General features: G+C 66.1%; 19 protein-coding genes. 7 read left to right on the forward strand and 12 right to left on the reverse strand.

Annotated features, from left to right (window positions below; all coding sequences use genetic code 11):
• Positions 1-15: 15 nt before the first annotated feature.
• The 3 genes from ACODS2_RS08365 to ACODS2_RS08375 all read right to left on the reverse strand — a co-directional run bounded on the left by ACODS2_RS08365 (position 16) and on the right by ACODS2_RS08375 (position 4,096).
• On the reverse strand, positions 16-1,140 hold the full coding sequence (locus ACODS2_RS08365) for a capsule biosynthesis protein (RefSeq protein ID WP_488998398.1): 1,125 nt from the start codon (positions 1,138-1,140) through the stop codon (positions 16-18).
• A gap of 2 nt (positions 1,141-1,142) precedes the next feature.
• The gene (locus ACODS2_RS08370; protein WP_488998399.1) at positions 1,143-3,032 is read right to left on the reverse strand and encodes an SLBB domain-containing protein; all 1,890 of its coding nucleotides are present in this window, start codon (positions 3,030-3,032) and stop codon (positions 1,143-1,145) included.
• 257 nt (positions 3,033-3,289) lie between these two features.
• Entirely contained in the window at positions 3,290-4,096 is an 807-nt protein-coding gene (locus ACODS2_RS08375) for an aldolase/citrate lyase family protein (RefSeq protein WP_488998400.1), read from the reverse strand.
• Between the two features lie 235 nt (positions 4,097-4,331).
• On the opposite strand from ACODS2_RS08375, the gene ACODS2_RS08380 reads away from it, so the two are divergent.
• Positions 4,332-4,979: an HAD family hydrolase gene (locus ACODS2_RS08380; RefSeq protein ID WP_298165841.1), complete on the forward strand. Its 648-nt coding sequence runs from the start codon at positions 4,332-4,334 to the stop codon at positions 4,977-4,979.
• Here ACODS2_RS08380 and ACODS2_RS08385 read toward each other — a convergent pair.
• Complete coding sequence (locus ACODS2_RS08385; RefSeq protein ID WP_488998401.1) at positions 4,969-5,679, reverse strand: M23 family metallopeptidase; 711 nt, start codon at positions 5,677-5,679, stop codon at positions 4,969-4,971. The two genes, ACODS2_RS08380 and ACODS2_RS08385, sit on opposite strands and share 11 nt — an antisense overlap.
• A gap of 135 nt (positions 5,680-5,814) precedes the next feature.
• Here ACODS2_RS08385 and ACODS2_RS08390 point away from each other — a divergent pair, with 135 nt between their 5' ends.
• A complete protein-coding gene (locus tag ACODS2_RS08390; protein WP_488998402.1) occupies positions 5,815-7,530 on the forward strand; it encodes an ArnT family glycosyltransferase in 1,716 nt (571 codons plus the stop codon).
• On the opposite strand, the gene rfbG is transcribed toward ACODS2_RS08390, so the two are convergent.
• From rfbG to mutM, 3 genes are all read right to left on the reverse strand, one after another.
• Complete coding sequence (gene rfbG, locus ACODS2_RS08395) at positions 7,500-8,579, reverse strand: CDP-glucose 4,6-dehydratase (RefSeq protein ID WP_488998403.1); 1,080 nt, start codon at positions 8,577-8,579, stop codon at positions 7,500-7,502. The genes ACODS2_RS08390 and rfbG overlap by 31 nt on opposite strands.
• Before the next feature lie 26 nt (positions 8,580-8,605).
• The gene (gene rfbF / locus ACODS2_RS08400; RefSeq protein ID WP_298165848.1) at positions 8,606-9,391 is read right to left on the reverse strand and encodes a glucose-1-phosphate cytidylyltransferase; all 786 of its coding nucleotides are present in this window, start codon (positions 9,389-9,391) and stop codon (positions 8,606-8,608) included.
• A gap of 124 nt (positions 9,392-9,515) precedes the next feature.
• On the reverse strand, positions 9,516-10,346 hold the full coding sequence (mutM, locus tag ACODS2_RS08405; protein WP_488998404.1) for a bifunctional DNA-formamidopyrimidine glycosylase/DNA-(apurinic or apyrimidinic site) lyase: 831 nt from the start codon (positions 10,344-10,346) through the stop codon (positions 9,516-9,518).
• A 59-nt stretch (positions 10,347-10,405) separates the two neighbouring features.
• Here mutM and ubiE point away from each other — a divergent pair, with 59 nt between their 5' ends.
• From ubiE to ACODS2_RS08420, 3 genes are read left to right on the forward strand one after another with little or no spacing between them, the layout of a single operon-like run.
• The gene (gene ubiE / locus ACODS2_RS08410; protein WP_488998405.1) at positions 10,406-11,158 is read left to right on the forward strand and encodes a bifunctional demethylmenaquinone methyltransferase/2-methoxy-6-polyprenyl-1,4-benzoquinol methylase UbiE; all 753 of its coding nucleotides are present in this window, start codon (positions 10,406-10,408) and stop codon (positions 11,156-11,158) included.
• A gap of 10 nt (positions 11,159-11,168) precedes the next feature.
• Complete coding sequence (gene ubiB / locus ACODS2_RS08415; protein WP_488998406.1) at positions 11,169-12,722, forward strand: 2-polyprenylphenol 6-hydroxylase; 1,554 nt, start codon at positions 11,169-11,171, stop codon at positions 12,720-12,722.
• Position 12,723: 1 nt separating this feature from the next.
• Entirely contained in the window at positions 12,724-13,842 is a 1,119-nt protein-coding gene (locus ACODS2_RS08420) for an acyltransferase family protein (protein WP_488998407.1), read from the forward strand.
• Here the strand turns inward: ACODS2_RS08420 and ACODS2_RS08425 are convergent.
• Positions 13,839-14,243 (reverse strand): hypothetical protein, encoded by a 405-nt coding sequence (locus tag ACODS2_RS08425; RefSeq protein ID WP_421836828.1) that lies wholly within the window; start codon positions 14,241-14,243, stop codon positions 13,839-13,841. The genes ACODS2_RS08420 and ACODS2_RS08425 overlap by 4 nt on opposite strands.
• A 111-nt stretch (positions 14,244-14,354) precedes the next feature.
• Between ACODS2_RS08425 and coaBC the strand changes: the two genes are divergently transcribed.
• Both coaBC and dut read left to right on the forward strand, forming a co-directional pair.
• Positions 14,355-15,548 (forward strand): bifunctional phosphopantothenoylcysteine decarboxylase/phosphopantothenate--cysteine ligase CoaBC, encoded by a 1,194-nt coding sequence (gene coaBC / locus ACODS2_RS08430; protein WP_488998408.1) that lies wholly within the window; start codon positions 14,355-14,357, stop codon positions 15,546-15,548.
• Positions 15,535-16,005 (forward strand): dUTP diphosphatase, encoded by a 471-nt coding sequence (gene dut / locus ACODS2_RS08435; protein ID WP_421836826.1) that lies wholly within the window; start codon positions 15,535-15,537, stop codon positions 16,003-16,005. Before coaBC ends, dut begins: the two co-directional genes overlap by 14 nt.
• Before the next feature lie 17 nt (positions 16,006-16,022).
• On the opposite strand, the gene ACODS2_RS08440 is transcribed toward dut, so the two are convergent.
• From ACODS2_RS08440 to secB, 4 genes are all read right to left on the reverse strand, one after another.
• The gene (locus ACODS2_RS08440) at positions 16,023-16,733 is read right to left on the reverse strand and encodes a DUF4136 domain-containing protein (RefSeq protein ID WP_298165862.1); all 711 of its coding nucleotides are present in this window, start codon (positions 16,731-16,733) and stop codon (positions 16,023-16,025) included.
• 208 nt (positions 16,734-16,941) lie between these two features.
• Positions 16,942-17,961 carry a tryptophan--tRNA ligase gene (gene trpS / locus ACODS2_RS08445; RefSeq protein WP_488998409.1) on the reverse strand — a complete coding sequence of 340 codons (1,020 nt, stop codon included), beginning with the start codon at positions 17,959-17,961 and terminating at the stop codon, positions 16,942-16,944.
• Positions 17,962-17,976: 15 nt separating this feature from the next.
• Complete coding sequence (murJ, locus tag ACODS2_RS08450; RefSeq protein ID WP_488998410.1) at positions 17,977-19,551, reverse strand: murein biosynthesis integral membrane protein MurJ; 1,575 nt, start codon at positions 19,549-19,551, stop codon at positions 17,977-17,979.
• Positions 19,552-19,607: 56 nt separating this feature from the next.
• Positions 19,608-20,135, reverse strand: coding sequence for a protein-export chaperone SecB (gene secB, locus ACODS2_RS08455; protein WP_298165868.1), 528 nt, complete (start codon positions 20,133-20,135; stop codon positions 19,608-19,610).
• Positions 20,136-20,407 lie beyond the last annotated feature (272 nt).

The raw sequence follows: 20,407 nt of genomic DNA on the forward strand, positions 1-20,407 counted from the left end.
GTCCGGGCGCCTGTATCATTCTGCCTGCGGACCGGCCTCATGGCCGGCACGGCGGGGTCCGGCTCCCGGATCGAACAGGCCGGTCGCCGGCGCATAGACTTCGACGAACACCACCAGCGCAGCCAGCAGCGCGAGGAGGGCGACCGCAGTCGTGTTGAAATAGCGGTCCGAATCGACATGCGGCGCATCGATCACCGAAAGCTGGGCCCGGTCTTGCGAGACGATTTCCTGCACCGCAATCTCTTCCGCCGCGCGCGAATAAACGTCCGAGACGCCCTGCGCGAAGACGTAGGTGCGATAGAGCCGTGCATAGGTGAGCGAGACCGCCGTGATCGCGCCGACGTTGGGGCTGGGCTGCCCTTCGGTCGCCGTTGCGGCGCGGGCAATCTGCGACTGAAGCGAAGCGACTTGCCCGGCGACAACCTTGAGGCGGGGATTCTCCGGCCCCGAAATGGCGCGCAGCGTGGCCAGTTCGACCTGCTTGGCCTGCAACTGGCCTTCAAGGCCGGCCCGCACGGTCAACTGCTCGCCAAGCTGGGCACCGGGATCGGCGATGCGGTTGGCCTTGCGGAAAGCTTCGAGCTGAGCCTGCGCCTGTATCAGGCGTTCCTGCGAACTGCCGAGGCGGTCTTCGACGATCCGGCGCTTGCGTGAGACCTGGACGCGCACGTAGCTGCCCATCCGTTCGCTCATCGCATCGACATAGGCCTTGGTCACGGCCAGCGCCCAATCCTGATCGTAGGCCCGCGTCTCGAACTCGATGATGCCGCCCAGCAGCGAGTGGATATCGACCCGCTTGCCCAGCGCCACCAGCGCGGTCCGCTCGTCCGCATAAGGCCGGCCCGGACCCGCAAGGTTGAGGCGGGCGACGACCTCACGGCCGACGGCATCGCTTTTCGCCAGTTGCAGCGTCACCTCGGTCGCGCTGCGATCACCGAACAGCGAGGCCAGATTCTGCAGCTGCGATCCGGCGCCGGACATGCTGAACAGCGAAGCCGCGTTGTTGTCGCCCGGCACGACCTTGGCGCGCGCCATGAACGGGCGCGGAAACAGGCACAGCACCGCCAGAACGGCGCCCAGCACGAGGTAGATGATCAGCCGCACACGACGTTCGCGCAGCCGGCCGATCCGTTGCAGCATGGTCACTTGGTCACCGCCACGATCGACGCGGTGGCGAGTGCGCCCTGGAAGCCGAAGTTGAGCAGATCCTTGAAGCGCGCCCAGAATGCCCCGCGCTGCGAATCAATCGGAACGAACACGAGATCGCCGGGGAGCGCGGTGGCGGAGAGCGTGCTGCGCCCGCTCAGCAAGGTTCCGTTGGCGCGCACGACGAACACGTGCTTGCGATCGGCGAGCCGGTTGAACCCGCCGGCGAGCTTCAGATAATCACCCACCTTGGCGCCGGGCTTGAACCGGAAATCGGCCGAGCTGTTGACCATGCCGTAGACACCGACCGCGAGCGAGCGCGTGGGGATCACCAGATTGTCGTTGTTCTCGACGAGGAAGCCTGCAGGCAGGCTCTGATCGCCGGGCGCAACCGGCAGCACGAGGCGGCCTTCGATCCGGCGTCCGTTGAGCTGGCTCACCAGCGCATCGACGGCCGAGAGCCGGGCAGTCAGGTCCTTGTCCTGGTTTTCATAGCGAACCAGCGGTTCCGCCGTGAGCGTGACCTTCAGTTCATCAACCGCCTTGCCGAAATTGTAGGTCTGCTGGCGGCGCAGGCTATCGCGCACGAATACGGCGCCAAAGGGATAGGCCTGCGCGGTCAGCCCGCCCGCCTTGGCAATGACTTCTTCCAGGGTGGTGCCAGGCTGCACGAAATAGCGCCCGGGGTTCTGCACTTCGCCGCCGATCGTGACGAGCGAGGGCAGCCGCTGCGACGGCTGCGCAATGCCGACAGCCGAGAGCACGCGCAGCACGAGCCCGCGCCGGGCGGGGGTCGTCGCGGCAATCTCCGGCGTCAATTCCTGCCAGCCCTGATCGCTCATCGGATCAAGCACATGCAGGCGGCGAATATCAGCCACGGTGTTGACCCCGCCGGCATAGACCAGCACATCCTTCAACGTGTCCCCGGCCCGGGCTTCGTAGATCGCTTCGTTGTTCACGCTGCCGATCGTGGCCACTTGCGCACCGGCGGGCGCGATAAAGATCACATCGCCATTCTGGAGCACGACATCGGCGGACTTGTCGCCCTTCAGCAGGAAATCATAAAGATCGAAATCGGATATAAGTTTGCCGCCGCGCCGCACCTGAATCGACCGGAAGCTGCCGCCCGCTGCCGGTCCGCCAGCCGCAAGCACGGCGTTGACCACGGTCGACAGGCTGCTGACGGTGTAGGAGCCAGGGACAGCGGCAAAGCCGGTGACATAGACGGTGATGCCGTTGAGCCGGGTCACCCCCACGGACGCAGAAAATTCCTTGTACTGGCGCGAGACGGCGCGGCCGATCACCGTCTGGAGATCGCGGTAGGCAACACCGGCCACCTGAATCGCGCCGACTTCGGGAACGAAAATCCGCCCCTCGGTATCGACCTTCAACCGCAGGTTGGTGGCCTGCACGTTGCCGGTCAGGCCAAGGCGGATCTCGTCGCCCGGATTGATGCGGTAATCCGCCGGCACGGAAACAACCGGCGGGGCCGTGAAATCACGCGCATCCGGCGTGAGCAGATCGGCGCCGAAGCGGCGGACCGGCTTGCCCACGATCTCGGACACGAAGGCTTCGAATTCGCCCGGCGGACCCGGCTGCTGGCGGCGCGTGCGCGCAGGCTGATCGGCAGCGGAGCGAGGCTCGGCATTGGTCTGGCCCTCGGCCGGGACGACGAGCTGCGTCGGGCGATATTCGGGAATGGCGGAGGACTGCACGCTCGGCGAAGGCTGCATGCCCCGGTTGGTGGCGTTCTGGGATGCGGCAGACTGCGAACCGCCGGCGGAAACCTGCCCGCTATACGTCGAAGAAACCTGCCCGGGATCGACGACCTGGGCCTGACCGGGCACGACCGCAAGACCGCAGCACAGCGCGAGCAGCGCCGCCATGGCGCAGGTTCCAAGCTTGGTGATTTTCAACGGCTGACCCATCAATACCTGTGCACCACTGCGCCTGATCCCGCACATGTCGGGCCATCGCAGCATGGGCCGAAATGGCCCGGCACAAAACCCCTTAGCACGCGGCAACAAGCCTGCCGACTTGGAATATCCCCAAGAGACGCGGCCGCCTTCATCGCATTCGGGGACTAAGGCGAACCACCCCCGGACGGCCCCCGCACGGCCCTGCCGCCGGGGGCCCGATCGGATCAGCGTGCGACCGCGAGCTGGACGCGCGAGGCCTGACGTTCTTCCATCATGCGGATGCGGGCAAGGTCTTCACCGGCGATCTGGCTGTAGTACTCGTGCTTGTTGCGCAGCCAGGTCAGCTCGAACTCGACCGCGGTCGCAATGCCGTGCGTGATCGAATCGCTCATCGCAGCGGCACCGTCGAACACGACCTTGCGCGTCTCGAACCGGTCGAGCCGCACGCTGCGGAAGCGTGCGAGATTAGGCACGGCTTCCGCCGCCACCGATCCGCCCACCACGAGCCCGAGATCATTTTCGGCGCAAACATTGGCGACATCGAGCACAGCCTTGGTCACCGAAGGATCATTGATCGCGCCGCGCGGCATCCCGCGTGAAAGCGTGAAATCGACCCGGCCGAACACGATGCCATCAATGCCGCCCTGCTTGGCGACCGGGACCATTGCGGCAAGGTTTTCGAGTGTCGTCTGCGTCTCGAGGTTGAACAGGAATTCGGTTTCCTGCTCGTTCTTGCCATAGACCTTGTTCTTGGCATCGACGAACTTGGACAGTGCGTAGGGCGTCTCCACCATCGGCGCGATGATGTAATTCGCGCCGTAATTTCGCGATTGCAGCAGATCGGAAACCGCCTCGCAGCCGCCGATCTTGATCGCCACCTTCAAATCCGCCCGATGCGCAATCTCCAGCAGCCGAAGAAGTTCGTCCGCGCGCGTGCCTTCAGCCTCGAACTCTGCCTTAACAGCGACGAAGCCACTGTAGTCACGGCCGCGCTTCAGCAGGTCCAGCATATGGCGTTCAGCAAGGTTCACGCAATATCTCCATTTTGGATGTAAAGTCTGGAAAACTAATGTTACACAAAAAATGCGTTATTCTGATATGTCAGCTCGCGTCACTTCACAAGCTGCCAGATGGTCTCTCCGGCACACTCTATAGATATTGGCCTATAAAACTTAACATCAGATTAATCATTAACCCCAGCTTAAGGGGGGTTTGTTACGTAGTGGTAACGGCCGGATCCACCGTCCGTTCCCAAGGCCAAGAATGATGGTACGCAGACCCCTGCTGGTGTTCGATCTTGATGGCACGCTGGTCGACAGCAATGCGGCCTGCGTCGCCATTCTGCGCGCAATGCTGCAAGCGCGAAGCAGCGCGCACATGATCGATGAGCGCAGCGCAAGACGCTACATGAGCCGCGGCGGGCGGGAGATGGTCCGGGCCCTGCTGGGGGACGCCTGCATCGATCCGGACGAGGACCTGCGCGAATTCCGCGCGCGCTATGCCGATCACACCACCTCGCGCGAAACGCTTTTTCCGGGAGTGGAAAGCGGGTTGCAGCGGCTGGCGGAGGCAGGCTTCGCGATGGCCATCTGCTCGAACAAGCCGCAGACGCTTTGCGAGAAGGTCCTCCACGATACCGGCCTGGCGGTGCATTTCAGCACGGTCGTCGGCGGCAGGGCCGATCTGCGCCCCAAGCCGGAACCCGATTTGCTCGATTGTGTGCTTTCCGCGCACCAGTTGGCGCGGGGCGAAGGCGTGTTCATCGGCGACAGCGAAATCGACCACGCGGTGGCTTCTGCCGCCGGCATGCCGTTCCATTTTCTCAGCTGGGGCTATGCCGAAGCCGGATGGTCACCGCCCGAAAGCACCGTGCACCACAGCTTCGATACGCTTGTCAGCGCGCTCAGCGAATAGCAGGTGCAGGCAAGGCATCGGCCATGCCATCGGTCGTCCACGACCAGCGCGGCGCAACTTCCGCTGCAGGTTCCATCGCGGGCCATGCCAGATCCGGTGCCATGCCGGCGGAAACCTGCATCGCCGCCCGCATGGGATCGATGGCCACCCCGCCCTTGCGCACTTCGTAGTGCAGGTGCGGTCCGGTCGAGCGGCCGGTCGAGCCGACCTCGCCGATCTTGTCGCCCGTGCCGACCGGTTCGCCCGCAGCCACCAGCACGCGTTCGAGATGACCGTAGCGCGAGCGCAACCCGGCACCGTGATCGATCACGACAAGATTGCCGTAGCCCCCTGCCCAGCCCGCAAACACCACCCGTCCGGCCCGGACTGCGCGCACGGCGGCACCCGCATGGGCCGGGATATCGACTCCGGCATGAAACCGTGTGCCGCCCTCCACCGGATCACCACGCCAGCCGAACCGCGATGACAGTGGCAAAGCGCCGGGCGACAGCGAAATCGCGCGATAGGCGCCGGACGGCGGCGGAGGTAGCGGCGAAGGCACCTCTGGCGCATCCGGTGCGGCAGGCAGAAGCAGGCCTTGCGGGCGCGCTTCCTCGCCCGTGGGCAGCATGGCCGCCGCGCTGCCATCGGCCGCGCGGACCGCTGGCGCTGCGGCCATCCCGAGCAGCAAAAATGGCAGCAAGACGGCACGACGCGGCATGCTGCAGCCTCTGGACCAGCCGCGCGATCACTGCAAGCGGGCCGCGCTGGCCCGTGCTTGGCATGGTCACGGTTTATGCTAAGCGCGGGGGAAGACGGCAATCAGGCAGTGTGGCCGAGCAAACAGGGACAGGCGATGGCAGTTGATCGAGGCCGAAGCTGGCCCCGCTCCCGCTCGGTAACACTTGCGATCGCGGGCATCGTCGGTCTGGCGCTGGTTCTGCGGATCCACGGTGCCGGTTTCGGCCTGCCGGCGCTGAACGATCCCGATGAACTGATCTTCGAGCTCGGCGCGCTGAAGATGCTGCGCAGCCTGTCCCTTAATCCGGGCTGGTTTGGCCATCCCGGCACGACCACCATGGAAGTGCTCGCGCTGGTCAATCTCACCGTGCTCGGCCTTGGCCGGGCGATGGGCTGGTTTGCCGATATCAAGGCCTTTGCCGGCGCGGTCTATGCCAATCCGGCCTGGATCATCCTGCCCGGGCGGCTCGCCATGATTGCCTTCGGCGCCGGCACGGTCTGGCAGACCTTCCGGCTGGGCGAGGAACTGGGTGACAATCGCGAACAAGCCGGGCTGGCGCGCCATGCCGGACTCGCCGCTGCCGCGCTGGTCGCCATCGAACCGGCCAGCGTCGCCTGGTCGCAGGTGATCCGCACGGACATCATGGCGACCTTCTTCATGCTGCTCAGCCTGCGCGCGGCAATGCGCGCGATGCGCCAGGGTCGGCTCAGGGACCACATGGTTTCCGGCCTGTGGCTGGGGGTGGCGATCGCGACCAAATGGCCGACCGGCATAGCCGGAGTGGCACTGATCGGAGCGGCGGCAGTGCGGCTTGTCACTGACCGGACGCGGCCCCTGCAAATCGCGGCGCACCTCGCGGCCGGTGCGGTCGCCACGGTCATCGGGCTCCTTGCCGTCTCGCCCTACATCGCGCTCGATTTCGCCACCGTGGTCCACAACCTGCACGGCGAGGCTCAGAGCCATCATCTCGGCGCGACCGGGGGCAGCCCGCTCTACAACCTCGGCTGGTATGCCGGCGGACCAGTCCTTTCGGGCCTCGGCGTGATCGGCTGCGGTCTGGCGCTGTGGGGAGGGTTGTGGCTGCTGCGCCACCGCGCCGGCGCGATCGTACTGCCCGTTCTGGCAGCCTTTGCCGCCACGATCTGCAGCCAGACGCTGGTCTGGGAACGCTGGGTCCTGCCGCTCATCCCGCTGCTGGCGATTGCGATGGGGCTGGGCTGGGCCCAGCTGATGGCGCGAATCGAGAAGACGCCAGCCTTGCGCCTTGGCGGATTCGCCCTGCTGGCAGCAGCGCTGATCCAGCCCGCGATGGCCATGACGACCCGCAAGATCGAGCGCCAGACCGATGCGCGGCAGCTCGCCACCAGTTGGGCCAAAGCGCATATCCCGCCCGGCAGCACCGTGCTGGTGGAGCACTTCGCCTTCGATATCCTGCCCCAGCCATGGCACCTGATCTTTCCGTTCGGCACAGTGGGCTGTGTGGACGTGCGCGCCTATCTGGGCGGCAAGGTGCAGTATGACACCGTGGACGCCGGGCGCGGCGGCCGTTCCAACATCGACTATGGCACCGTTGCGCCCGACAAGCGCGGCACCTGCCGCGCCGACTACGCCATCATCACGCAATACGACCGCTACGCGGCGGAGCGCGGCACCTTCCCGGAGGAATATGCCGCCTATCGTGCCTTGCTGGGCCGGGGACGGATCGTGGCAACCTTCGCCACCGTCCCGGGCCGCATCGGCGGCTGGACCACGCATGTCGTGGCGCTGGACCAGCCGACGGCGAACCAGACACCAAGCAATCAGCTGAGCGCGACGCAGCGCCCCCGGTAGTCCTGCAACTGCGCCTGCGTGACCGCGCGCGCATCCTCACCCGCGCCGACGGCCTTGTGCCAATCGACGATCATGCCCAGCGCGTCGTGCAGCGTAAGCGCCGTGCGCCAGCCGAGATCGGCGCGCGCCTTCGAGCAATCGAGCCGCAGCAGGCGGGCTTCGTGCACGGCCTCACCGCCGGAAACGTCCTGCCAACCCGCACCCGGTGCAGTGCCCGACCATGCCGAAATCAGCCGGTCGGCAATCCACGAGACGGGGCGGGCGTCGCTTTCGGCGGGGCCGAAGTTCCAGCCGCTGTCGATCCCGGCATCCCCCTGCGCCAGACGCTGGGCGACGAGGAGATAGCCGCTCAGCGCCTCCAGTACATGCTGCCAGGGCCGCACCGACCGGGGGGCGCGGATCTGCGGCGCATGGCCGCCGAGCAGCGCGCGGACGATATCGGGCACGAGCCGGTCTTCCGCCCAGTCTCCCCCGCCGATCACGTTGCCGGCGCGGACCGTGGCCAGCCGCGGCCCGGGCGCCTTGCTGAAATAGCTGCGGCGATAGGCGGCCGCGACCAGTTCTGCCGCGCCCTTGCTGCTCGAGTAGGGATCGTATCCGCCCATCGGATCGTCCTCGCGGTAGGGCCAGACCCATTCGCGGTTCTCGTAGCACTTGTCGCTGGTGACGCAGACGATGGCCTCCAGCCCGGCAGTGCGGCGGCAGGCATCGAGCACGTGGACCGTGCCCTGCACATTGGTCGCATAGGTTTCGACCGGCTCGACATAGGACTTGCGGACCAGCGGCTGCGCGGCGAGATGCAGCACGACCGACGGCCCGGCGGCCTGCATTGCGGCCTCGACCGCCGCAAGATCGCGGATATCGCCTTCGATGTGCGTGACCAGTTCACCGATGCGGGCCTGGTTGAACAGGCTGACCGGTTCGGCGGGCAGCGCAAAGCCGGTGACTTTCGCGCCCATCGCATGGAGCCAGAGCGCCAGCCAGCTGCCCTTGAACCCGGTGTGCCCGGTGAGAAAAACGCGCCGTCCGCGCCAAAAGGCCTCGCTCACCAGATTTGGGCTAACCAGATTTGGGCTCACCAGATTTTCCACGGCGCGCCTTCCTCCCACAGCTTTTCGAGGTAGAGCTTGTCGCGCAGGGTATCCATCGGCTGCCAGAAGCCTTCATGGCGCCAGGCGGCCAGATCGCCCGAAGCGGCAAGCTGCTCCAGCGGTTCGCGCTCCCAGATCGTCGCCGGTCCCTCGATCAGATCGATCACGGAAGGGTCGGCGATGAAGAAGCCGCCGTTGATCATGTTGCCATCGCCGGCGGGCTTTTCCTGAAAGCTGCGCACCAAATCGCCCTCGATCTCGAGCGCACCGAAGCGGCCCGGCGGCGTGACAGCGGTGATGGTGGCGCGCTTGCCGTGCGCCTTGTGGAAATCGAGCAGCGCGGTGATGTCGACCGTGGCGACGCCATCGCCATAGGTGAAGCAGAAGGGTTCGCCTTCCTTCAGATAGGACCGCACCGCCTTGAGGCGGCCGCCCGTCATCGTGTCAGCCCCGGTTTCGACCAGCGTGATCCGCCACGGCTCGCTCCAGTTCTGGTGCACTTCCATGCTGTTCTTCGTGAGATCCAGCGTCACGTCGGCCATATGCAGGAAGTAGTTCGCGAAGTACTCCTTGATGATATAGCCCTTGTAACCCAGGCAGATCACGAAATCATTCACGCCGTGCGCGGAATAGATCTTCATGATGTGCCAAAGGATCGGCATACCGCCAACTTCAACCATCGGTTTCGGGCGAACCGATGTTTCCTCACCGAGCCGCGTACCAAGGCCGCCGGCCAAAATCACCGCGATGGTCAAGCCACACTCCTGCATATTGCCGCGCTATGCGGACAAAAAGAGCGCATCCCGGCAAGGCGGGTGCGCTGACGTTACTCGACGCTAATCAGACGACGCGCCGAGTTCAATGTGGAAGCTGATCCGACATGAACAGAACCTGTCAGAGCCGCTGGCAGTGGCCGCAAAAGAACGTCGAGCGCCCCCCCTGCACCACGCGGCTGACCGGTTTGCCGCAGTGGCACGGCTCGCCTTCCCGCCCGTAGACGCGCCAGTCCTTGGCGAAATAGCCAAGTTCGCCATCGGGGCGCACATAATCGCGCAAGGTGGAGCCGCCGGCGCGAATCGCTTCCTCAAGCACCGCTCGGATTTCGGGCACAAGGCGGCTTAGCGCGGCGCGGCTGACTTTGCCCGCTTCGCGCTCCGGGTGGATTTTCGCGCGGTGGAGCGCCTCGCAGACGTAGATATTGCCGAGCCCCGCGACGATCTGCTGATCGAGCAGAAGCAGCTTCACCGCGGCGAAGCGGCCAGCGAAGGCCTTGGAGAGGTGGCCGGTGGTGAGGCCGGGGCCGAGCGGCTCCGGGCCCATTGCGGCGAACTGCGGCCATTGTTCCAGCGCGGCGGTATCGACCAGATCGACCGAGCCGAAGCGGCGCGCATCGTTGAGCGCGAGGGTGCGCCGTCTTCCAGCTAAATCTGGCCCGGTCTGCATCACCAGATGGTCGTGCTTGCCGATCTCCTCGGGATCGATTCGCCAGCGCCCGCTCATGCCGAGGTGGAAGACCATGGTCTGCCCGCGGTCCACATGGATCAGGCCATACTTGGCGCGCCGCGAGAGGCCCGTGATGCGGGCACCTGTCAGCGCCTGCACGAGATCTGGCGGAAACGGGCGGCGCAAGTCTGCACGGCGGGTCTCGATGCGTGCGATGACCTGTCCATCGAGGACATGGGCAAGGCCGCGAACGGTGGTTTCGACTTCGGGTAATTCGGGCATCGTGCTTTGCACCTAACAGGCTTTGCGGTCGCGGCAATTCCCACGTAAAGGCGCGGGGTATGACTGACGCAACTGCTGCCGAGCCCGAAACCGTCTCCTTCGGCTATGAGGAGGTGACCCCGCAAGAGAAGACCGAGCGCGTTGGCGCGGTGTTTTCCTCCGTCGCGAAGAACTACGACCGGATGAACGACGCCATGTCGGCGGGGATGCACCGGCTGTGGAAGGACCGCTTCGTGCGCCGGGTGAAGCCGCGCGAGGGCGAGACGATCCTCGACATGGCGGGCGGCACGGGCGACATCGCCTTCCGGATGGCGCGGCATGGCGCGGCCATCACGGTTTCGGACATCAACCAGGACATGCTCGATGTCGGCATCGAGCGCGCGGAAAAGCAGGGCATTCAGGGCCTCACATGGTCGCGCCAGAATGCGGAGGAGCTGACCTTCGGCGACCGCGAATTCAACGCCTACACAATCGCCTTCGGCATCCGCAACGTGACCCGGATCGACAAGGCACTGGCCGAAGCGCACCGCGTGCTCAAGCCGGGCGGGCGGTTCTTCGTGCTCGAATTCTCGACCACCGAATGGCCGGGCTTTGCCGAGGTCTACGACCTCTATTCGCACAAGGTGGTGCCGCAGCTGGGCCAGATGATCGCCGGCGACGCGGATTCCTACCGCTACCTGATCGAATCGATCCGCCGTTTTCCCAAGATGCGCGAATTTGAAGGCATGATCCGCGCAGCCGGCTTCCGCCACACCAAGGTCGAGGCGATTCTGGGCGGGGTCGTTGCGATCCATTCGGGCTGGAAGATCTAGGTCCAGCACTTTGACCCGGCACATCACGCATATTCGCCGCCTGCTCGGCTGGGGCATCACGCTTGCCCGGCACGGCGCGCTGATCGGCATCGAGAACGACGCCAACACGCCCGCGCCGGTGCGGCGGCTGGTGAAGCTCGCGCGCTGGATTTCGCTGACCGGCAAAGGGCGGGATCGCGACTACGCAGGGGCCTTCCGCGCAATCGGCCCGGCGGCGATCAAGCTGGGGCAGACACTGGCGACGCGGCCCGATCTGGTGGGGCCGGGGCCGGCGGAAAACCTCCTCAAGCTGCAGGACAAGCTGCCTCCTGTCGATTTCGCGCTGATCCGCCGCGAGATCGAAACGAGCTTCGAGCGCCCGCTCGAATCGCTGTTTGCCGAGTTCGAGGTAGAACCCGTCGGCGCGGCTTCGGTGGCGCAGGTGCACCGCGCGGTGACGACCGATGGCCGCAAGGTTGCGGTCAAGGTGCTGCGCCCGGGCGTGCGCGAGAAGTTTGCCGCGGATATCGCGACCTACGAATGGGCAGCGGCGCATCTCGAGGCGGTGGGCGGCGAGGCCTCGCGACTGCGCCCGCGCATGGTCATCGCCAACTTCAAGCGCTGGACCATGCGCGAGCTGGACTTGCGCCGCGAAGCAGCCTCGGCCTCGGAGCTTGCCGAGCAGATGCATGCCTTCCCCGGCTACCGCGTGCCGAACATCGATTGGGACCGCACCAATGGCCGGGTGATGACGCTCGACTGGATCGACGGCATCAAGATCAGCGACAACGATGCCATCGATGCCGCCGGCCACAACCGCAAGGAACTGGCCGGACGGCTGGTGATCGCGTTCCTGCGGCAGGCGATCAGCGGCGGTTTCTTCCACGCGGACATGCACCAGGGGAACCTGTTCATCGAAGCCGATGGCACGATCACTGCGATCGACTTCGGCATCATGGGCCGCATCGACCGGCGCGCGCGGCAGTGGCTGGCCGAGATCCTCTATGGCCTGACGACCGGCAACTATACCCGCGTCGCCGAGATCCATTTCGAGGCGCAATACGTGCCGAGCTACCATTCGGTGGCCGAGTTCGCGACGGCGCTGCGTGCGGTGGGCGAGCCGATGCGCGGGAAGCCGGTGAGCGAGCTTTCAGTCGGCCAGATGCTCGACGGGCTGTTCGCGATTACCCGCGATTTCGACATGCAGACCCAGCCGCACCTGCTGCTGCTGCAGAAGACCATGGTGATGGTCGAAGGCATCGCCACCCAGCTCGACCCCTCGATCAACATGTGGGACGTCGCCGCGCCTTTCGTGCGCGACTGGATCCGTGACGAACTGGGGCCAGAGGCTGCGATTGCCGACCGCATTCGCGAGAACGTGAAGACCTTGTTTGGCCTGCCCGAACTCGTGCGCCGGGTGGAGGAGCGCTTCCCGCCCAAGGGCGGCGCGCCCGAAGATCCGCCGCTGCCGCCGATCGCACTGATCAGCGATGGCGGGGGGCTCAAGTGGCTGGGCTATGTCATGGCGGCGGTTGTCGGCGCGGCGGCAAGCGCGGGGGTGATCCTGCTCGGCCCGTGGAGCTGAGGTGGGCAAGCCGCCCCCTCTGCCCGGGCTGCGCCTGCCCAAGCGGCACTTCAATGCGCTCGATCTCTCGCGCCTCCTCGCGGCCTGCGCGGTGCTCTTCTGGCACTACCAGCATTTCTTCGTGCCGCCGGTGGACTACCAGTTCCATGTGAACCGGGCGAAGGTCTCGCCGCTCTATCAGGAACTGTGGTGGCTGTTCGATTATGGCCACGTCGCCGTGCAGTATTTCTGGGCCGTTTCGGGCTTTGTCTTCGCGCATGTCTATCTGGCTGATAGCGGTGCGAGAGGGCGTTTCTGGCTGGCAAGGGTAGCACGGCTGTGGCCGCTTCATCTGCTGACGCTGGGTCTCGTGGCGGTGATGCAGGCCGCCTACAACGGGGTGAATGGCACCGAGTTCATCTACCACCATCAGGATGCAAAGCATTTCGTGCTCAGCCTTGGGCTGGCGCATTACTGGGGCTGGCAGGCGGACCAATCGTTCAACGGACCGTCGTGGTCGCTATCGACCGAGATCCTCGCCTACGCCGCGTTCTGGCTGCTGCTGCCGGGGCTGCGCCGGTCGCCCACCGTGCTGGCGCTGACGGCGGCGGCGATGGCGCTTACGCTGTTTTTCCTCAAGGCCCCCGATGGCCCGGTGCTCACGTGCATCGGCTATTTCTTCGGCGGAGCGGCGGTCTATGGCGCGGCGCTCAAGGGCGGGCTGCGCACGGGCGTGCTCGCCGCGCTGGCGGCGCTGCTGGCCCTCGCGGCGCTGTGGCTGGGGCTGAAACTGCACTGGGGCGATGCGGCAACTTTGGCGGGCACGTTTGCCGCGCTGCTTGCCGTGCTGGCGATCGACACCGCCGACCGCGGTGACCGGCTGGCGGTGGCAAGGCACCTCGGCGACGCGTCCTACGGGGTCTATCTGTGGCACTTCCCGATCCAGCTGGCACTGGTGCTCCTGATCGATTGGGCGCTGGGATCGCGCGGCATCGCGCGGCAGCCGGTTTTCCTGCTGTTCTTCGTGGGCACGAGCGTGCTGGCGGGCTTTGCCTCGCACCGCTGGGTTGAACGGCCGGCGCAGCGTCTGGTGCTGAAGCTGGCGGGCAAGCGGCGCGCGGCCAGTGCGGTCGCCGCCTAGCCGGCGATCTCGGCAATCTTGTGGTGCGGCAGCAGGCGCCACGCCGCGAGCGCCAGGACGACATGGCCTGCCTCGACCGCCATCGGCATGGCCCAGCCGGGATAGGCGCCGACCACGGCCAGATTGACCGCGCGGCCGAAGAGTGTCGTGCCGAACAGCATCGCTGGGACAAGCAGCAGATCGGCATTGCGCCGCCACGCACCCCACATCATGCACACCGCGCCGACGGCAAAGAACGAGGTCATGTCGCCGCGAATGGTCGATAGTCCGGCGATGCCGATGGGCGCGAGGCCGAAGACCGGGCCTGAGGCCGTCGATTGCGGGGTGAGCAGGAACGAACCGGCCATCGAGAGGTCGAACATCCCGACGAGGAAGATCAGGGCGGTCAGGATCAGGCGCATCGGCAGGTTTTCCTTATGTTTGTTTCAGCGTGGGCCAGCCCGGACGCGGACGCAAGGGCGGTGCAAGCAAAACCATTGCGCGGCGCGGCGCGCCAATGCACAAGCGCGGCCATGCAGGGCAAGCGCATCCTCCTCATCATCGGCGGCGGCATTGCGGCCTACAAGGCCAGCGAACTCGTGCGCCTGATCCGGCGCGAGGGCGGCGCCGTCACTTGCGTGCTGACCAAGGGCGGGAGCCAGTTCGTCACCCCGATGACGCTCGCCGCGCTGAGCGAGAACGCCGTGCACACGACGCTGTGGGATCTGGATGCCGAAGCGAAGATGGGCCACATCCAGCTTTCGCGGCAGGCCGATCTCGTGGTCGTCTGCCCGGCGACGGCGGACCTGATGGCCAAGATGGCGGCGGGGATCGCGGATGATCTCGCGACGACCTTGCTGCTCGCGACCGACAAGCCGGTCCTCGCCGTGCCCGCGATGAACGTGCGGATGTGGGATCATCCCGCGACCCGGCGCAACGTGGCGACGCTGCGCGCGGACGGGATCGAAGTGATGCCCCCCGACGAAGGGCCGATGGCCTGCGGTGAATTCGGCCCCGGACGCCTGCCCGAGCCGCCCGCAATCCTCGCAGCGATTGCCGCAAAGCTCGGCGGAAGCCCGACCGGGCCGCTGGCGGGCAAGCATGTGCTGGTGACCGCAGGGCCGACGCACGAGCCGATCGATCCGGTGCGCTATATCGCCAACCGTTCGAGCGGAAAGCAGGGTTTCGCGATTGCCGCTGCTGCCGCGCGCGCCGGGGCGCGGGTGACGCTGGTGGCAGGCCCGGTGACCTTGCCGACGCCGCCCGGGGTAACACGCGTGGATGTCGAGTGCGCGCGCGACATGGCGGCTGCGGTGGCCGAGGCGCTGCCCGCCGATGCTGCAATCATGGTCGCGGCCGTGGCGGACTGGCGGGTTGCGACCGAGGCGGATCAGAAGCTCAAGAAGGACGGTTCGGGCGTGATCCCGCCGCTGAACCTGACCGAGAACCCCGACATTCTCGCGCGGCTGGGCGCTTCGCCCGATCGCCCGCGTCTGCTGGTTGGCTTTGCTGCCGAGACCGAGAACGTGGTGCCGCACGCGCAGGCCAAGCTCATCAGGAAAGGCGCGGACTGGATCGTGGCGAACGATGTTTCGGGCGATGTGATGGGCGGCCACCTCAACGCAGTGCACATCGTGCGCGCCGACGGGGTGGAGAGCCTTCCGGAAATGCCCAAGGACGCGGTGGCCGCCGCGCTGGTTGAAAGGATTGCCGATGAGCTTGCCTGACCCTGTTCCCGTGATGGTCAAGCGCCTGCCCGGCAACGATGATCTGCCGCTGCCCGCCTATGCCACAGCCGGGGCGGCAGGCATGGATGTCGTTTCGGCAGAAGATGTCGATATCGCGCCCGGCGCGCGCCATGCGGTGGCGACGGGGCTCGCGATGGCCATCCCCGAGGGCTTCGAAATTCAGGTGCGCCCGCGTTCGGGGCTGGCGCTGAAGCACGGCGTTACCGTGCCGAACACGCCGGGCACGATCGACAGCGACTACCGCGGCGAGCTCAAGGTGATCATGATCAACCTGGGGGCGGAGACATTCTCGATCCGCCGGGGGGACCGCGTGGCGCAACTGGTGCTGGCACCGGTCACGCAGGCAAGCTGGCTCGAAGTCGACACGCTGGACGAGACCGCGCGCGGCGCGGGCGGGTTCGGCTCGACCGGGGGCCTTGCGGCGCTACCCGGCTGAGCCGAACCGGACCTCGTTCAGGTCTTCTTCTTCTTTTCCGGTGCGATCGAGATCTTCACCGTCTCGCCGTTATGGCCGGGGAAGCCGGTGAACATCGCCTCGACCAGATTGGGCACGAGGTAGGGCAGGCGGTTCGACGTGGAGGCAGCCTCTGCCTTGCCTTCGAACAGACGCTTGCCATCGGCACGGCGGTCGATCTTCATGTCGATGCCGCTGGTGTACAACGTCACCACATCGACGTTGTTGAACCCGCCGGCACCGCCGAAGAAGAACGGATCATACATCCCGTAGCCCCAGGGCCCGCCGAAACCGCGGCGGCCCCAGCCGCCACCCCAGCCGCCCCAACCACCAAAGCCCGGGCCCCAGCCCGGACCGTACCAGCCGCCCCAATAGGGATCGCCGATGCCGCTGGTGCGCAGCTTATCGCGGCCCTTGTCGACGCCGTAGTCAAACTGGACAACGAGATCGGCGGCCTGTGGGCTGGTGGCGGGCACATAGCCCACCTTCTGCAGCTGCGCGGCGACGAGGCTGGCGTACTGCGAAAATTCGAGGCCGCCGGCATTGCGCGGATCCTGCGGAACGATCGCGAAGCTCTGGCCGGCGGGTGCGGGCAGCTCGGCCTGGAAGCGCGAGACATTGGCATTGAATGGCGTGGCGCACGCGCCAAGCGAAAGCAGCAGGGGCGCTGCCAGCATGGCGAAGCGATTGCGCATGGGATTAAGGTTCATTTCCAGCGACTCCTTGGTGCGGGACCGGCTCCCCTGTCAGCCAGCACCGGCGCATTGGTAGCATGGGAATTGGATGCGCGTCAGGTGCTGAATGCTGGTTGAACGATGAGGCAAAAACCCCGTGTTTCCGGGCCATTTCGGACCTTGCGCGGCAATGTGATGCAATTTGTTACACCCCCGCATCACCCCATCAACACAGCAAGGTTGTTTAACCCCTGAGCAGGCCAAGCGCAGCATAAGCGCGTGCCAGAGTGGGCTCGGCGAGCGTGCGAGCGCGCCGGGCCCCATCAGCCAGAATCGCATCTAGCGCGGCGGTATCGGTGCGCAGCTCGCGGTAGCGCGCGGTGATCGGGGCGAGCTTTTCGACCAGCAGCTCTCCCAGCGCGGGCTTGAACGCGCCGAAGCCCTGCCCGGCGAACTGCGCCAGCACTTCGGCCTGGCTGATCCCCGCCATCGCGGCATAGATGCCGACAAGGTTGGCCGCTTCGGGGCGCTCCTTGAGGCCGTCCATCTCGCCCGGCAGCGGCTCGGGATCGGTCTTGGCCTTGCGCACCTTCTGCATGATCGCGTCGGCATCGTCCGTCAGGTTGATGCGGCTCATGTCCGAAGGATCGGACTTCGACATCTTGGCGCTGCCATCGCGCAGGCTCATGATCCGCGCGGCTTCGGGCGGGATGATCGGCTCTGGCAGGGTGAAGACAGGCGCGTCTTCAGACGCGAAGTCGTTGTTGAACTTCTGCGCGATGTCGCGCGCGAGCTCGAGGTGCTGCTTCTGGTCCTCGCCCACCGGCACGTGGGTCGCCTGATAGAGCAGCACGTCCGCCGCCTGCAGCACCGGATACGTGAACAGGGCAACAGAAGCGCCTTCGCGGTTCTTGCCGGCCTTGTCCTTCCACTGCGTCATGCGGTTCAGCCAGCCCATCCGCGCGGTGCCCGTCAGCAGCCATTGCAGCTCGGCGTGCGCGGGAACCTGCGTCTGGTTGAACACGATCGAGCGCGCGGGATCGATCCCGCAAGCCACCAGCGCGGCGACCATTTCGCGCGTGCCCGCAGTCAACGCAGCGGGATCATGCGGCATCGAGATCGCGTGGAGATCGGCGAGGAAATAGAGGCACTCGCCCCCCTTCGCGGTCCATTCGTCCTGCATCGCCACCCAGTTCCGGATCGCGCCCAGATAGTTGCCGAGGTGAAGATTGCCGGTGGGCTGGATGCCCGAGACGATACGCATGTGGGTAGCTCGCTGTTAGTTGGCCTTGCCCCTGCGCCGCAGGAGCAGTTTGAGATCATCCCGCGAGAACGCGCCCAGCAGGATGGCGCTGAGCCCATAGACGAGGCCGCCCGCCGAGACCAGCACGGCGAGCGTCAGAAAGCGGACGAACCAGGTGCCGTGGACATAAGGCATCAGCTGGCCCTGCCCCGCCCAGAGCACCACGCCCATGGCGAGCGCGGCCAGCGCGAGGCGCGGCACGCGGCGCTTGAGGCGCGCATCGGTGGTGAACTGCCCGCGTGCGACCAGCGTGCGATAGAGCATCGCGACGTTGACGGTGGAGGCAATCGCGGTCGCCAGCGGCGGGCCGACATGCTGCAGCGGCACGATCAGCGCCAGATTGAGCGCGAGGTTCACGCCCATCGAGATCGTGGCGTAGCGCACCGGGGTGACGGTATCCTGCCGCGCATAGTAGCCGGGGGTGAGCACTTTCACGAGGATGTAGCTGGGCAGCCCGATCGAAAAGGCGGCGAGCGCCTGCGCGGTGAAGTGCGCATCCTGCGGCGTGAAGCGGCCATAGCCGAACAGCGCGGCGGCAATCGGTTCCCCGCAGAGCACCAGCGCGACCGTGGCGGGGAGCGTGAGCAGCAGCGCGAGCTCAAGCCCGCGGTTCTGGGTTTCCATCGCGGCCGCCTCATCCCCGCCGCCGAGTTGGCGCGAGATCGTGGGGAGCAGCACGGTGCCAAGGCCGATGCCGATCAGCCCGAGCGGAAGCTGGTTCAGCCGGTCCGCCATGTAGATATAGGTCACCGAGCCATGCGCGAGGAGCGAGGCGGCGAGCGCGGTGGAAATGACGAGGTTGATCTGCACCGCGCCGGCACCGGCGGCAGCGGGCCAGATCAGCGCCATCAGCCGCTTCACATCGGCATCGAGCCGGGGCACGCGCAGCCGCAGGCTGACCCCGGCGCGGCGGCAGGCCCAGATGAGCCACAGGAGCTGGAAGGCGCCTGAAACCGAAACGCCGATGGCCTGATTGCGCGCGGTGATCATCGGATCGGCCGAATGGAACAGCAGCAGCGCGGCAATCAGCGTCAGGTTGAGCAGGATCGGCGCGGCGGCGTTGACCCAGAACTTGTTCAGCGAATTGAGAATGCCCCCGCACAGCGAGACGAGGCTGATCAGCATCAGGTAGGGGATCGTCATCCGCGACAGCGCGACCGCGAACGCAAACTGATCGGCGCTGACCCCGTTGAACTGGCCCGAAAGCACCAGCGTGACGGGCCAGGCAAAGATTTCGAGCAGTGCCGTCATCACCACGAGGACAGGCAGCAGAACGGCCAGCGCGCGCTCGGCGAAATCGAGTCCGTCGGGCAGGCCCTGCCCGTCCGGATCACCCACCTTGCGGTTGAACATCGGGATGAACGCGGAGGCAAACGCCCCTTCCGCAAAGAGGGCGCGGAACATGTTGGGCAGGCGGAAGGCGACAAGGAACGCATCGGACGCGAAGCCTGCGCCCACATAGCGGGCAAACAGGCTATCGCGCACCAGGCCGAGCACGCGGCTGGCGAGCGTGAGCCCGCCGATCGTGCCGGTCGCCTTCAGCAGGTTCATGGCCAAAGGCTCATGGGATTTGCTTCATGGCTGGATTGGCCATGAAAGCGCCCGGATCAGGCCTGCCCGGCTGTGCCGGCGGCCAGTTCCTCGGCCTGACGGGCCTGAAGCTGCTGCAGGTAGAGGCCGTTGAAGTCGATCGGTTCGAGCAGCAGCGGCGGGTAGCCTGCATCGCGCACGGCATCGGCGATGATGCGGCGGGCGAAGGGGAATACGAGGCGCGGACCCTCGGCGAAGAGGAACGGATGGGCCTGCTCGTCGGTCACGTTACGCATGCCGATCAGCGCGCCATAGAGCAGCTCGACCGCGTACTGGGTGCCCTGCGACGTCTTCGAAGTGGCGGTGATCTTCATCTCGATCTCGTGCACATCGGGGCCCAGCGGGCGGGCGCCGATGTTGAAATCGATCGAGACTTCCGGGGCTTCGGCCCACTGATAGCTGTCCGGCGCGTTCGGGTTCTCGACCGAGAGATCCTTGATGTACTGCGAGATCAGGCCGATCGCGGGGCTGGTATCCTCGCCGTTGGGAACGGGGCCAGACGTGTCGAGATCGAGCGGGGTGATGATATCGCCTTCTTCGGCCATGATCGTGCTTTCATGCGAATGAGTTGAAACGGTTAAGCGCAGTTTGGCGGGCGACTAGCACCTGCCGCCGAACGGGGCAATCGCGCTTGCGCGGCAGGGTCGGGAACGTCGGTTGCGACGGAGTGCACCTTGAGGCAGGCGAAAAACTGCCTCAGGAGGCCAATCCGGGTGCCGTCCACGCGTTGTTCATTTGTATTTCGTAACCACATAGGGCACGATGAAGTGTTGGCGGCGACCGGGACCCGCAGGCCCGGCCACCGCCCTGATCAAGC

It is taken from the genome of Novosphingobium sp. FG137, assembly GCF_057809735.1.

What these genes read in the sequence shown, in the direction of transcription:
- rfbF (WP_298165848.1), bottom strand. Translation starts at nt 9,391, where the DNA reads ATGCAGGAGTGTGGCTTGACCATCGCGGTGATTTTGGCCGGCGGCCTT.
- coaBC (WP_488998408.1), top strand. Translation starts at nt 14,355, where the DNA reads ATGCAGGGCAAGCGCATCCTCCTCATCATCGGCGGCGGCATTGCGGCC.
- trpS (WP_488998409.1), bottom strand. Translation starts at nt 17,961, where the DNA reads ATGCGTATCGTCTCGGGCATCCAGCCCACCGGCAATCTTCACCTCGGC.
- dut (WP_421836826.1), top strand. Translation starts at nt 15,535, where the DNA reads ATGAGCTTGCCTGACCCTGTTCCCGTGATGGTCAAGCGCCTGCCCGGC.
- murJ (WP_488998410.1), bottom strand. Translation starts at nt 19,551, where the DNA reads ATGAACCTGCTGAAGGCGACCGGCACGATCGGCGGGCTCACGCTCGCC.
- secB (WP_298165868.1), bottom strand. Translation starts at nt 20,135, where the DNA reads ATGGCCGAAGAAGGCGATATCATCACCCCGCTCGATCTCGACACGTCT.
- ACODS2_RS08365 (WP_488998398.1), bottom strand. Translation starts at nt 1,140, where the DNA reads ATGCTGCAACGGATCGGCCGGCTGCGCGAACGTCGTGTGCGGCTGATC.
- ACODS2_RS08370 (WP_488998399.1), bottom strand. Translation starts at nt 3,032, where the DNA reads ATGGCGGCGCTGCTCGCGCTGTGCTGCGGTCTTGCGGTCGTGCCCGGT.
- ACODS2_RS08390 (WP_488998402.1), top strand. Translation starts at nt 5,815, where the DNA reads ATGGCAGTTGATCGAGGCCGAAGCTGGCCCCGCTCCCGCTCGGTAACA.
- ACODS2_RS08440 (WP_298165862.1), bottom strand. Translation starts at nt 16,733, where the DNA reads ATGAACCTTAATCCCATGCGCAATCGCTTCGCCATGCTGGCAGCGCCC.
- mutM (WP_488998404.1), bottom strand. Translation starts at nt 10,346, where the DNA reads ATGCCCGAATTACCCGAAGTCGAAACCACCGTTCGCGGCCTTGCCCAT.
- ACODS2_RS08380 (WP_298165841.1), top strand. Translation starts at nt 4,332, where the DNA reads ATGGTACGCAGACCCCTGCTGGTGTTCGATCTTGATGGCACGCTGGTC.
- ubiE (WP_488998405.1), top strand. Translation starts at nt 10,406, where the DNA reads ATGACTGACGCAACTGCTGCCGAGCCCGAAACCGTCTCCTTCGGCTAT.
- ACODS2_RS08385 (WP_488998401.1), bottom strand. Translation starts at nt 5,679, where the DNA reads ATGCCGCGTCGTGCCGTCTTGCTGCCATTTTTGCTGCTCGGGATGGCC.
- ACODS2_RS08425 (WP_421836828.1), bottom strand. Translation starts at nt 14,243, where the DNA reads ATGCGCCTGATCCTGACCGCCCTGATCTTCCTCGTCGGGATGTTCGAC.